General features: G+C 67.5%; 9 protein-coding genes. 7 read left to right on the forward strand and 2 right to left on the reverse strand.

Annotated elements, in window-relative coordinates:
• Positions 1–87 precede the first annotated feature (87 nt).
• From ACWETB_RS19155 to ACWETB_RS19185, 7 genes are all read left to right on the forward strand, one after another.
• Complete coding sequence (locus ACWETB_RS19155) at positions 88–1890, forward strand: N-acetylglutaminylglutamine amidotransferase (protein WP_452212942.1); 1803 nt, start codon at positions 88–90, stop codon at positions 1888–1890.
• Positions 1887–4073 carry an alpha/beta hydrolase family protein gene (locus tag ACWETB_RS19160; protein ID WP_452212944.1) on the forward strand — a complete coding sequence of 729 codons (2187 nt, stop codon included), beginning with the start codon at positions 1887–1889 and terminating at the stop codon, positions 4071–4073. The genes ACWETB_RS19155 and ACWETB_RS19160 overlap by 4 nt, the downstream gene beginning before the upstream one ends.
• Positions 4070–4774, forward strand: a complete 705-nt coding sequence (locus ACWETB_RS19165) for a GntR family transcriptional regulator (RefSeq protein ID WP_452212946.1) — start codon at positions 4070–4072, stop codon at positions 4772–4774. Before ACWETB_RS19160 ends, ACWETB_RS19165 begins: the two co-directional genes overlap by 4 nt.
• A 389-nt stretch (positions 4775–5163) precedes the next feature.
• The gene (locus ACWETB_RS19170; RefSeq protein WP_452212948.1) at positions 5164–6789 is read left to right on the forward strand and encodes an NCS1 family nucleobase:cation symporter-1; all 1626 of its coding nucleotides are present in this window, start codon (positions 5164–5166) and stop codon (positions 6787–6789) included.
• A 10-nt stretch (positions 6790–6799) separates the two neighbouring features.
• Positions 6800–7540 (forward strand): aspartate/glutamate racemase family protein, encoded by a 741-nt coding sequence (locus ACWETB_RS19175; RefSeq protein WP_452212950.1) that lies wholly within the window; start codon positions 6800–6802, stop codon positions 7538–7540.
• 39 nt (positions 7541–7579) lie between these two features.
• A complete protein-coding gene (locus ACWETB_RS19180; RefSeq protein ID WP_348809149.1) occupies positions 7580–8161 on the forward strand; it encodes a sigma-70 family RNA polymerase sigma factor in 582 nt (193 codons plus the stop codon).
• Positions 8162–8423: 262 nt separating this feature from the next.
• Positions 8424–10697: a heavy metal translocating P-type ATPase gene (locus ACWETB_RS19185; protein ID WP_425476212.1), complete on the forward strand. Its 2274-nt coding sequence runs from the start codon at positions 8424–8426 to the stop codon at positions 10695–10697.
• 56 nt (positions 10698–10753) lie between these two features.
• Here ACWETB_RS19185 and ACWETB_RS19190 read toward each other — a convergent pair whose 3' ends face one another.
• Positions 10754–11173: a zf-HC2 domain-containing protein gene (locus tag ACWETB_RS19190; protein ID WP_425476211.1), complete on the reverse strand. Its 420-nt coding sequence runs from the start codon at positions 11171–11173 to the stop codon at positions 10754–10756.
• 35 nt (positions 11174–11208) lie between these two features.
• Entirely contained in the window at positions 11209–13224 is a 2016-nt protein-coding gene (locus tag ACWETB_RS19195; protein WP_425476210.1) for a cytochrome c oxidase assembly protein, read from the reverse strand.
• Positions 13225–13367 lie beyond the last annotated feature (143 nt).

Genomic DNA, 13367 nt, shown 5'->3' on the forward strand with positions numbered 1-13367 from the left:
CCACCTCGACGTCTTGCACTGACGCACCGCGCCCGACCTCATAGGCTGGGACGATGACCTCGCAGCACCGACGGAAGGACTGATCACATGTGTGGAGTCTGCGGTGAGATCCGCTTCGACGGGTCGGTACCCGACGTCACCGCCGTGGAGGCCATGACCGGCGCGATGATTCGGCGTGGACCCGACGCCGCCGGCGTGTACCTGAAAGGCAATGTCGCGCTGGGCCATCGGCGCCTGAAGATCATCGACCTGTCCGAGCGTGGCAGCCAGCCGATGGTCGATCCGGAGCTCGGTCTGGCGATGGTGTTCAACGGCTGCATCTACAACTATCAGGAGCTGCGCACCGAACTCGAGGGCATGGGGTATCGCTTCTTCTCTCACGCCGACTCCGAGGTCATCCTCAAGGCGTTTCACGCGTGGGGATCGGAGTGCGTCGACCGCCTGATCGGCATGTTCGCCTTCGCGATCACCGACACCGACACCGGGACCACCACCCTGGCCCGCGACCGTCTCGGCATCAAACCGCTCTATCTGGCCGAGTCGCCGGGACGGTTGCGGTTCGCATCGTCGTTGCAGGCGTTGCTGCGTGCCGGTGACGTCGACACCTCCATCGACCGGATCGCGCTGCACCACTATTTCAGCTTCCACGCGGTCGTCCCGGCACCGCACACCATGTACAACGGCATCCGCAAACTGCCGCCGGCCACCGTGCGCATCATCACCCGCGACGGCCGCAGCACCGAACGCCGCTACTGGGAGCCGGCGTTCGAACCGCACCCCGATCGTCTCGACTGGGACGAGAAGCGATGGCAGCACGAGATCCTGGATTCGCTGCGGACCTCGGTGCGGCGCCGGATGGTCGCCGACGTGCCGGTCGGGGTGCTGCTGTCCGGCGGCGTCGACTCCTCGTTGGTGGTGGCTCTGCTGGCCGAACAGGGTCAGCACGACCTCGCTACCTTCAGCATCGGGTTCGATTCCGCCGCAGGCGAATCCGGTGACGAGTACGCGTACTCCGATCTCATCGCCGACACCTTCGCGACCAATCATCACAAGATCCACATCGGCACCGACCGCCTGTTGCCCGCGGTGCCCGACACGATCGCCGCGATGAGCGAACCGATGGTCAGCCACGACTGTGTGGCCTTCTATCTGCTCTCCCAGGAGGTCAGCAAGTCGATCAAGGTGGTGCAGTCCGGTCAGGGTGCCGACGAGATCCTCGGCGGCTACTCCTGGTATCCGCCGCTGGCGGGCATCGCCCGCCCGGAGACCACCAAGGCGTACCGGGAGTACTTCTTCGACCGGTCGCATGAGGACATCACCGCGATCCTGTCCGACGACTACCTCGTCGGCGACTCCGACTACGACCCGAGTTGGGAGTTCGCCTACGCCCATCAGTCCGCGCCCGGCGCCAACACCGCCGTCGACGCCGCGCTACGCCTGGACACGACGATCATGCTGGTCGACGACCCGGTCAAGCGCGTGGACACCATGACGATGGCCTGGGGTCTGGAGGCTCGCGTGCCGTTCCTGGATCACGAGTTCGTCGAGCTCGCCGCCACCTGCCCGCCGGACCTGAAACTCGCTCATGGCGGCAAGGGCGTGCTCAAGGAGGCCAGCCGCGCACTGCTGCCGTCGGCGGTCATCGACCGCACCAAGGGGTACTTCCCGGTGCCCGGTATCCGGCATCTGGAGGGCCCGGTCTTCGATCTGGTGGCCGATGCGCTCAAGACCCGCTCGGCGGTGGACCGTGGACTGTATCGTCCGGCCGCGCTGGATCGACTCTTCGCCGATCCCAACGGGATTCGCACCACCCTCGACGGCAACGAACTGTGGCAGGTCGCCATGCTGGAGATGTGGCTGCAGTCGATGGAAGACATCACCGCGCCGTGACCGCGTCCGTTCCGGATCCGGCCGAGCCCTTCGGGATCGAGGCCGGTCCCACTGATCCCGCGCATTCGGTGCGTTTCGACGAGAACGGCTGGCACACCTATGCGCCGTCGGTGTCCCCGGACGGATCGGCGTTCGCCTACATCGTCGACGACGGCACTGGTTATCCCCGTGCCGCACAACGTATCCTGACCCCGGAGGGCGTCGGCGAGCTGCGCTGGGTGCGCGTCCCGGCCACCGGACCGGTCCGCAAACTCGTTCACTCCAGCGACGGCCAGTGGCTGGCCGTCGAGTTGGCGCCCGGCGGCGGTGAGCATCACCAGGTCTGGGTGGTCACCACCAACCCCGACGACGACACCGCCCACCGGGTGGCCGCCACCCGGTCCGACGGCGATCCGTATTCACCGGGCGGACGATCCTTCGGCACCGTGACCCTCGTCGGCTGGGACACCGACTGGGTGCTGATCACCGCCACCGACACCGACGGCACCGCCCATTCGCTGCGTATCCACCCGAGCACCGGCACCACGCAGACCCTCGACGTCCGCGTCGGTGGCGCGCTCATCGACTCGTGGAAGGGAGCGACACTGCTGCGCGTCGGACCACGTGGTTATCACGACATGCTGCTGCTTCGGCGCCGCGACCGGGCCGACGCGCACACCACGTCGAGCCCGAATCACGCACCGGGAAACGGGATCTCGCCAACCCCCTCACCCCGCCTGCGTTCCGCGGCACGGGTGCACCTCGGTTACGGCGACGATCCCGAGGTCGAGATGACCACCCTGCTGCCCAACGATCCGGGCTCGGTGACCGACGACGGCTACATCCTCGACCAGGGTTTCGACCATCCGTCGCTGGTGTTCGTGCGACCGCCGCAGGACGTCGAACGCGACCTGGACTCGGTACAGGCGGTGGTGCGCAGCGACTTCGACGCCAAGTTCCCCCGCCTGCTCGGTGTGGAGGTCGGCTGCCACGGCACGCGGGTGCGCGTGCTGGCGCAGCGCGTCGACGTCGGCCTCGACGAGTTCGCGGTCAGCCACGATCAGTCGACCATCGCCATGCTCTGGAATGTTGACGGCCGCAGCGAGTTACAGATCATGACCCTGCCGGATCAGACGCTGCACGATCCGATCGGCCTGCCGGGGGAGGTGGCCTCGCAGCTGTCGATCTCGGCGGCGGGCACCCTGATCGCCCTGACGGTGTCGAGCCCGCAACGTTCACCGCTGGTGCACCTCATCAACACCACGTCCCGGGAGGTGACCGCCGTCCGCGACGACGTCGTCGTCGGCACCGGCCCGTCGCACACACTGCGACCGGAACTGCACACCTTCTCCGCCCGGGACGGAATGGAGTTGTCCGGATGGCTGTTTCGGCCCCGTATCGACGCGGCCGCCGATCCCGATGCCGGGCCGACCCCGTACCTGCTGTATTTCCACGGTGGCCCGGAGGCCCAGACCCGGCCCGACTATCACTTCCTGTTCGGTCCCCTCGTCGACGCCGGCATCGGCGTGTTCGCCCCGAACGTCCGCGGCTCGTCCGGCTACGGGCGACTGTTCTCCCACGCCGACGATCGCTACGGCCGCTACGCCGGCATCGATGACGCCGCCGACTGCGCACTGTATCTGTCCGACAACAACATTGCCGATCCCGATGCCCTGTACGTGTCGGGCCGCTCCTACGGCGGATACCTGACCATGGCGTGTGTGACGTTCCATCCGGAGCTGTTCGCGGCCGGGATCGCGATCTGCGGGATGAGCGATCTGGAGTCCTTCTTCCGCAACACCGAGCCGTGGATCGCAGTGGCCGCCTACACCAAGTACGGTCACCCCGAATCGGACCGGGAGTTGCTGCGTGACCTCTCGCCGATCCACCGCATCGACGAGGTCCGCGCGCCTCTGCTGGTGATCCACGGCGCCCACGACACGAACGTGCCGGTCAGCGAGTCCCAGCAGATCGTGCACGAATTGCGGGCCCGGGGACTGACCGCCGAGTTGCTGATGTTCGGCGACGAGGGCCACGAGATCGTCATCCGCGACAATCAGCAGCGGATGACCAACGCGATCGCCGACTGGGTCCGGCGGCATCCGTCGGCGCGGGCGGCCCATGCCACCTCGGCCCAGAACGCGCGGGCTGCGGGATTCGGTTGGGACGGCGCCGGATCCGGATTCGGACGGGGACCGTCGTGAACCGCCGCCGGCCGAATCCGCTCGTCTCCCGGCTCATCGAAGTGCGTTCCCGCAGTGATCATTCGACCATCGAGGAGGAGTTGCGCAGCCTGATCCTCTCGAGCGGCGCACCCCCGGGCACCACCATTCCGCCCGGCGAGGTCGCCGACGCGTACCGGGTGAGCCCAATCCCTGTGCGCGAGGCTCTGAAAACCCTTGTCGGCGAAGGTCTCGTGGTGCATCAACGCAACTCCGGCTACCGGGTGAGCGAGTTGTCCACCGAGGAACTGAAGGAAATCTACTTCGTCCGTGGCGTGCTCGAGCAGGCCGCGCTGGCCCGGGCGGTCGATCGGGTGACCGATGCCGACATCGCTGCGGCCCGGGACTGTCACGACCAGCTGCTGACCGCCACCAAATGGGGCGACGGGAAATCGTTCCACGACGTCTCACGGCAATTCCACGCCCACCTCACCGACCCGTGCGGGATGCCCCGACTGCTGTCCATGTTCGAGGCGACCTGGAATCTCACCGAACCGTTCCAGATCATGCGCAGCGTCAGTGCGTCGACCCAGTCACTGCTCAACGAGGATCACGAGGCGATGCTCGCGGCGTTCGCCGATCGTGACACGGCCACCGTTCTCCAGGTCGCCCGCGCCCATCATTCCCGGCTGGAGGCGGCCATTTTGGAGACCGCCGACATCCGTGAGACCGGTCCCAGCTGAAGCACCCTCGTCCTCACCGACGGCGCTCACCCCACCCTTGACAGCGCTCGCGTCACCGCTGACAGCGCTCACCCCACCCTTGACAGCGCTCGCGTCACCGCTGACAGCGCTCTCGCGCCTCATTGGAAGCGCTCTGCCGATCTTTGGTTCGACTGCGCAACACTCATTTCGGGTACCGGTTCGACGACTCAAAGCGCTGTCGAGGTCCAGGAGAGCGCTGTCAACGGTAGGGAAAGCGCCGTCAACTCAGAAGTGCTATCTGTGGATCAGCAAAGAGTTGTTAAAAGTGGCAAAGATGGCCTTGCGACAGAATATATCCACCGATTAATCACCGGGTAACACAACGTTCTTAGCGTGTTCTCCATCGCATCAGTCGAAGGAGAATCCCCATGTCCACAGAGGTACCACAGGCCGCGACGCATCACAGCGCCGCCGGTGAGAGTGTCATCAAACCCGAGTACGACCCGTCACTGACCAACGAAGACCTTGCGCCGCTGAAGAAACAGACGTGGACGTGGTACAACATCTTCGCCTTCTGGATGTCGGATGTGCACAGCGTCGGCGGATATGTCTTCGCCGGAAGTCTTTTCGCGCTGGGTATCGCCGCCTGGCAGGTGCTGGTGGCCTTGATCGTCGGCATCGTCGCGGTCAATCTGCTGTGCAATCTGGTGGCCCGGCCGTCGCAGCAGGCCGGCGTCCCCTACCCGGTCACCACGCGAATTGCGTTCGGCATCAAGGGCGCCAACATCCCCGCGATCATCCGCGGCGTGATCGCAGTGGTCTGGTATGGAATCCAGACATATCTGGCATCGGTGGCCTTCGGCCTGCTCGCCATCAAGTTCTGGCCGTCACTCGAGCAGTACGCCGACCCGGACATCCACTCCTTCCTCGGCCTGGCACCGCTGGGCTGGGCGGGCTTCGTGCTGATGTGGGTGCTGCAGGCGCTCGTGTTCTGGAACGGCATGGACACCATCCGCAAATTCATCGACTTCTGCGGCCCCGCAGTCTATGTCGTGATGATCCTGCTCGCCGGCTACCTGATCATCGAGGCCGGCTGGTCGAATGTGCACTTCGATCTCTCCGAGGGCACCGGAACCACCGGATGGGCCTCGGTCACCGCCATGATCAGCGCCTTCGCGCTGGTGGTCTCCTATTTCTCCGGACCGATGCTCAACTTCGGTGACTTCTCCCGCTACGGAAAGAGCTTCGGCGAGGTCAAGAAGGGCAACTTCTGGGGTCTGCCGGTCAACTTCCTGTTCTTCTCGTTGCTGGTGGTCTGCACCGTCTCGGCGGGCGCAACGGTGATCGGCCGCGACGAGGACGGCGCGATCGTCACCGACCCGGTGCACATCGTCGACCACATCGACAACACCACCGCCGCCGTACTGGGCGTGCTGACCTTCGCGATCGCCACCATCGGCATCAACATCGTCGCCAACTTCGTCTCCCCTGCCTTCGACTTCTCCAACGTCGCGCCGACGAAGATCACCTGGCGGATGGGCGGCATGATCGCCGCGGTCGGTTCGGTCCTGATCACCCCGTGGAATCTGTTCAACAACGCCAACGCGATCCACTACACGATGGATACCCTCGGTGCGGTGATCGGTCCGCTGTTCGGCATCCTCATCGCCGACTTCTACCTGATCAAGCGCAAGCAGATCGAGGTCGACGACCTGTTTTCCACCAAGTCCACCGGCACCTACTTCTACCGCAACGGCTGGAACCCGGTCGCGGTGCTGTCGGTGATCGCGGCGTCGATCATCCCGATCTGCTTCGTACTCTTCGGCACCGCCTACCAGGCCAGCTTCACCTGGTTCATGGGCGCCGCGGCGGGTCTGGTCTTCTACTACCTCGGCATGCGCTTCGCACCGAAGTCGTTCATCTACGGCTCCGGTCTGACCGCGGCCACGACGACCGACATCTCGGTGGCCGCCGACGGGACGACCACCGTCGCCGAGACCCCGACCAAGGTCACCGCCGGCGATGCCGACGGCGACGGAATGTCGAAGGTCTGAGCGCGATCCCATGAAGTTGGTTGTCATCAACCCGAACACCACCGCCGAGATGACCGCGGTGATCGCCAGGGCCGCACGATCCGTCGTGCGTGCCGATGGGCAGATCATCGCGGTCACCTCGGCGATGGGGCCGGCGTCCATCGAGAGTCACTACGACGAGGCTCTCGCCGTGCCCGGCGTGCTCGACGCGATCGCGGCTCACCCCGACGCCGACGGCTACCTGCTGGCCTGCTTCGGTGACCCGGGACTCGACGCGGCCCGCGAACTCGCGGACGCACCGGTCCTCGGCATCGCCGAGGCGGGCATGCACCTCGCCGCCCCACTCGGTCGCGGCTTCTCGGTGGTCACCACGCTCTCACGCACCATCGGCCGAGCCGAGGATCTCGTCGCCCACTACGGTTTCTCGAAGCACTGCAACGGTATTCACGCCTGCGACATCCCGGTTCTGGAACTCGAATCCAACCCCGACACCGCCGATATCCTCGCCAAGGCCTGCGCCGACGCCCTGCACTCCGACGGTTCCGACGCGATCCTCCTCGGCTGCGCCGGCATGGCCGACCTCGCGCGACGCATGTCGGCGCAGATCGGCGCACCGGTCATCGACGGCGTCGCCGCGGGGGTGGGCATGCTCGCGGCGATGGCCGCGATGGGCTTGCGCACCGGGACCAGTAGCGGCGAGTTCGCCCCGCCGCTACCGAAACGCTACGTCGGCACGCTCGAGGGATTCGGGATCGCCCCCGACCACACCTGAGCGTGTGGCCGCAGCCGCGGACCCGATAGGCTCACCGTCATGGAGTCCACCGCCGACACCGACCCAGCCGATCACGAGGCTGCGTTGACCCGTGCCGCGCTGCGGGCTGCCACCGGCGACCGTGCCGCATTGACGACGTTCATCGAGGCCACCCACACCGATGTGTGGCGATTCATCGCCCACCTCGGCCATGCGAGCACCGCCGACGACCTGACCCAGGAAACCTTCCTGCGGGCCATGCGGTCGTTGCCGCGGTTTCGGGCCGAGGCCAGCGCGAAGACCTGGCTGCTGTCGATCGCCCGACGCGTCTGCGCCGACGAGGTGCGCCGCGCCCAGTCCCGACCTCGGGTGAACGCCGACGTCGACTGGGTCTCGGCCGCCGACGCCGCCCATGCGGGCCGGTCCTACGTGCGCTGGGAAGATCTCGTCGAGATCAACATGCTGCTCGCGGATCTGCCGACCGAACGTCGGGAAGCCCTGGTGCTCACCCAGATCCTCGGACTGTCGTATCAGGAGGTCGCCGAGGTCACCGGATGCCCGATCGGGACCGTACGTTCCCGTGTGGCCCGCGCCCGCGAATCCCTCGTCGCCGCGTCGTCGGCTCATCGCCGCAGCGTGTAGCCCTTCTCCGTCGAGTGGGCACCCTTTCCCGTCGAGTGGGCGCCCTTTCCCGTCGAGTGGGCACCCTTTCCCGTCGAGTGGGCACCCTTTCCCGTCGAGTGGGCAGACCACATCCGCATCGGTGACCCAGATCACCCACGATCACCGGGAACTCTGGGCCCCGCACATCCGACCTATCCTGAGGACGAGTGCGTATGCGGCCGCCGACGTCATCAGCGTGACCAGCCCCTGATGACCCGGCGCCGGGAATCAAGAGGATCGTGTGACCACCGATGTGACGACCGTGACCGGCTCGGATACCGAATCCGTCGGCCCGCCCGAGCCCCAGCGACTCCAGCTCGATCTCACCGGCATGACGTGTGGGGCGTGTGCGGCCCGCGTGGAACGCAAACTCAACAAGGTCGACGGGGTGAAGGCGTCGGTCAACTACGCCACCCGGGTCGCCACCATCGATGCCGCACCGACGGTCACCACCGACGATCTGTGCGACGTCGTCAACAAGGCCGGCTACGGCGCGACGCCCCGCGATGACGTCCCGCGCGCCATCCCCGACACCGACGCCGCCGAGGCCCGCCGCCTCTTCCGCCGACTCGCCGTCGCGGTGGTGCTGTTCGTGCCGCTCGCCGACCTCTCGATCGTGTTCGCGGTGGTGCCGACGACCCGCTTCCCCGGCTGGCAGTGGCTGCTCATCGCGATGGCCGCACCCATCCTGACGTGGTGCGCGTGGCCGTTCTACAAGGTGGCCGCGAAGAATCTGCGCACCGGCGCGGCGACCATGGAGACGCTGGTGACGCTCGGTGTGCTCGCCGCCACCGGCTGGTCGTTGTACTCGATGTTCACCACCGACCCCGACGCCCGGGCGACCACCGGCGTGTGGGATGCCATCTGGAGTAGCGATTCGATCTACCTCGAGGTGGCCACCGGCGTCACCGTGCTGGTGCTGGCCGGACGGTATTTCGAGGCGCGGGCCCGGTCCCGGGCCGGCGGTGCGTTGCGCGCGCTGGCCGCGATCGGCGCCAAGGATGTCGCCGTCCTGCTGCCCGACGGCCGCGAGATGCGGATCCCGGCCGAGGAGCTGAAGGAACAGCAGCGTTTCGTCGTGCGTCCCGGGGAGACGGTCGGCACCGACGGCCTGGTCATCGAGGGCCACGCCGCCATCGACATGAGTGCGATGACCGGCGAATCCCGGCCCGTCGAGGTCACCGTCGACGAGCCGGTGATCGGCGGCACGACGGTCCTCAACGGACGGATCATCGTGGAGGCCGCGGCGGTCGGTGCGGATACCGCATTCGCAGGCATGATGCGCCTGGTCGAGGAGGCCCAGTCCGGTAAGGCCCGCGCACAACGGCTCGCCGACCGCATCGCCGGTGTCTTCGTCCCGATCGTCGTCGTGTTGTCGCTGGTCACGCTGGCCACCTGGCTGCTCCTCGGGCAGCCCGCCGACCGTGCGGTGTCCGCGGCGCTGGCGGTGCTGATCATCGCCTGCCCGTGCGCACTCGGCCTGGCCACCCCGATCGCGGTGATGGTCGCGACCGGCCGCGGCGCCCAGCTCGGCATCTTCCTCAAGGGCCACCAGACCCTGGACACTTCCCGGCTCATCGACACCGTCGTCTTCGACAAGACCGGCACCGTCACCGAGGGCGCACTGTCGGTGGAGTCGGTGACCGCCGTCGCCGACGCCGATGCCGACGAGGTGCTCGCCCTGGCCGCCGCCGTCGAATCCGCCTCCGAGCATGCCGTCGGCGCGGCGATCGCCGCGGCCGTCGCCGAGGCGGACCGCCGCCCGGTCAGCGACTTCCACGCCGAACCCGGCCGCGGGGTATTCGGCATCGTCGACGGCCGGCGGGTGCGGGTCGGATCGCCGCGCTGGGCCACCGCGAACACCGTCGTCCCCGCCGACCTCGCGCGCGTCCGACGCGACGCCGAGGCGGCCGGCACCACCGTCGTCTACGTGGTCGTCGATGACGAGCCGGTCGCCGCGATCTGCGTCGCCGACACCGTCAAGGCGTCCGCCCCCACGGCCATCGCCGCGCTGCGTGCCGCCGGTCTCCGCACAATCCTGCTGACCGGAGACAATGCGGGTGCCGCCCGTGCCGTCGCCGACGCGGTGCAGGTCGACGACGTGATCGCCGAGGTCCTGCCCGACCAGAAGGTGGAAACGATCCGCCGTCTGCAGGACGAGGGTCATTCGGTGGCGATGGTCGGCGACGGCATCAACGACGGTCCGGCCCTGGCGACCGCGGATCTGAGCCTGGCCATCGGTGCAGGCACCGACGTCGCGATCGGCGCCGCCGACGTGATCCTGGTGCGCGATGACCTGCGTGCGGTGCCGGCGGCGCTGAGCCTCGCGGGAGCGACGCAGAAGACCATCCGCACCAACCTGGTGTGGGCGTTCGGCTACAACGTGGCCGCGATCCCGATCGCCGCGCTCGGAGTGCTCAACCCGCTGATCGCGGGGGCGGCGATGGCGTTGTCGTCGCTGTTCGTCGTCACCAACAGCCTGCGGCTGCAGCATTTCGGCGAGTCACGCCGCTGAGCTGACCCGCCGAGCTCACCCGCCGAGCCGAGCCGCCGGGCCGACCTGGTCCCGCGTCAGCGGCGTGCTCGCACCGTCAGCCCCACGGTGGCCACGACGGCAATCACGAACAGGGCGATCACGATCACGGAACCGTGCGTGAGAACAAGTGTCACCGCCAGCGCACCGGAGACGAATGCCCCGCCGCCCGCGGCGATCCACCATGCGCCCGAACGCGATTCGCGGTCCGACTCCGACGGTGCGGGCTGCTCGGCACGCGCGGCGAGCATCCGTTCGACCAGATCCGGCCCGGTGTCGGAACCCACCACCCGCAGCGGTTCGCGGATCTGCGGGAGCGCAATCGCGGCCAGCGCGGCGGCAAACTCCGTGCAGTCGGCGCATCCGGCGACGTGCTCGTCGACCCGCACCGACGGAACGGTCTCCCGTTCGCCGTCGGTACGCGCCGACAACGCCTCTCGCGCCACCTCACACCGCATGAATCGATTGTCCCGATCGGGTCAAGCCGGACCTCTCAGCGCCGCGACTTCGCGAGGTCTTCGAGCATCTTGTTGTAATCGTCGAGTTCGGTGTCCTCGTAGGTCTCCGCGTGCCGGTCGGCGCGGCGGGCGGCCCGCCGATCGGATTTGGCCCACTGCGAGACGATCGCGACGACGACGAGGACGACCGGCACCTCACTGGCACCCCAGGCGATCGCACCGCCGAGCCATTGGTCGTGCAACCGGTCGGTCACCCACGGCAGATCGAGCTGACTGTAGAACTTGTCGCCGACCACCGAGGTCATCGTCATCAGTGCGATACCGAAGAACGCGTGAAAGGGCATGACCGCGAACAACAATCCGATCCGTGCCAGGAACGGGATGCGACGCGGGCCCGGATCGATGCCGATGATCACCCAGTAGAAGAGGTAGCCGACGAAGATGAAGTGAATGGTCAATAGGACGTGGCCCCAGTGGTACCGCGCGAATGTCCCGAAGATCGCGGTGAAGTACACCGCGTACAGCGACAGCACGAACAACACCAGAGCGACCGCCGGATGCGACAGGAAGCGGGTGACCTTGGAGTGCAGCGCCCACAGCAACCATTCCCGCGGACCGGGTGGGCGGCGGGAACCGGCGGTCGGCAGGGCTCGCAAGGCGAGGGTGGCGGGTGCCCCGAGCACCAGCAGTACGGGCGCAAACATGTTCAGCGCCATGTGTTCTGCCATGTGGACGCTGAACATCGCCGATCCGTAGGCCCGGATACCCGAGCCGGTGACGATGATCACGCACAGGCAGCCGAGTATCCAGGAGATGGTGCGTCCGACGGGCCAGGCGTCGCCCCGTCGATACAACCGCCATGCTCCCAAGCCATAGAGGATCGCGGCGACGACGAATGCCGTCCCCATCACGAAGTCGAAGCGCCAGAAGGTGGCCAGTCGCCAGGCGTCGGGCGCGCCCGGCAGTTCGTAGCCGAGGAACACATCCCACGCGGTGAAGGTGTGTGCCAGCAGCCCGGGGGCGACGCGGGTGTCCATCACCGTCCAGCACGCGACGACGACGATCATCAGCACCGCGGCGAGGACCTGTGGACGCCAGATCCGGTCGGCACCCGATCCTCGCAGCGCGACGATGCTGCACACCAGCACCGCGGCCAGCGCGATGAGCATCACCATTGCGGCCAGACCGAACGCGGTGGAGAACAGGTAGCGCACCGGCAGCAGGAACGCCACCAGCCCGCTTCCGGCGAGCAGCGCGACGGTGTCGGCGATGGCCAGGATCCACGCGTGCCGGCGTTCCAGGATCGCCCGATCCGAGTCCGGTGTGACCACCGGCGCGGTCGCGAACGCGACGCGGTAGCCGATGCCGATAGCGGCGGCCAGGATGAAGAGGATGACCAGGCTGGTCGTGTAGTCGTGGTTGGGGCCCTGACCACCGTTGCCGGCCATCGGCAGGGCCGCCACCGCGATGCCGGTCGGGATCAGCAGCACCAGGTGCGCGATCCAGGACAGGAAGAACCGGATCGCGATTGCCACGATCGTTGCGAAGATCGCCACCACCAGCCAGGCCACCGCCTCCTCGCTGACCCCGATCGCGTCGAACAGCGTGCCCGAGGACAGCACCTTGCCCAGCGGCAATCCGTAGCCGTCGGCGGCCGCGACCCCCACCATCAGCCACGACAGCACCGCCCACACCGGCGCGGCCGACGAGACGAAGCGGTGGGCGCGGTAGACGGTCGCGTCGATGATGCCGTTGGAATCGGGCCGGGCTCCGGCGACGACGAAGGCCAACGCACCCAGACACAATGCGGCCAGCACCGTACCGAGGAAGTACCCGGCGACGTCGGCAATGGCGATCGGCATCCCGGGGTAGGGGTCGCCGCGCTCGATGTGGCGGGCCGACCCGCTCGCGGCCCCGTAGATGACGATGCCGACCAGCGCGATGCCGACCAGCGCCGCCAGCCATCGAGCCGTCCGGATGGTCGGTCGGGTCGGGGCGGTGGTGTCGTCGGTGCCCGGTACGTCGGGCGAGTGTGTGTCGGGAGCGGTCACAGAATGTAGGTCTCCTAGCAACGCTGCAGCGAGACAGCGTCGGAGTAAAGTCTACGACGCTGCGTCGGTGTGACCGATTCGGCGCCGATCGGGCCGCTCAGTCGCGACTCAGGCGGGCCCAAGTACGCTGAACAGCGGCGTGG

The organism is Gordonia sp. NPDC003950 (assembly GCF_053605205.1).

What these genes read in the sequence shown, in the direction of transcription:
- ACWETB_RS19155 (WP_452212942.1), top strand. Translation starts at nt 88, where the DNA reads ATGTGTGGAGTCTGCGGTGAGATCCGCTTCGACGGGTCGGTACCCGAC.
- ACWETB_RS19170 (WP_452212948.1), top strand. Translation starts at nt 5,164, where the DNA reads ATGTCCACAGAGGTACCACAGGCCGCGACGCATCACAGCGCCGCCGGT.
- ACWETB_RS19175 (WP_452212950.1), top strand. Translation starts at nt 6,800, where the DNA reads ATGAAGTTGGTTGTCATCAACCCGAACACCACCGCCGAGATGACCGCG.
- ACWETB_RS19180 (WP_348809149.1), top strand. Translation starts at nt 7,580, where the DNA reads ATGGAGTCCACCGCCGACACCGACCCAGCCGATCACGAGGCTGCGTTG.
- ACWETB_RS19190 (WP_425476211.1), bottom strand. Translation starts at nt 11,173, where the DNA reads ATGCGGTGTGAGGTGGCGCGAGAGGCGTTGTCGGCGCGTACCGACGGC.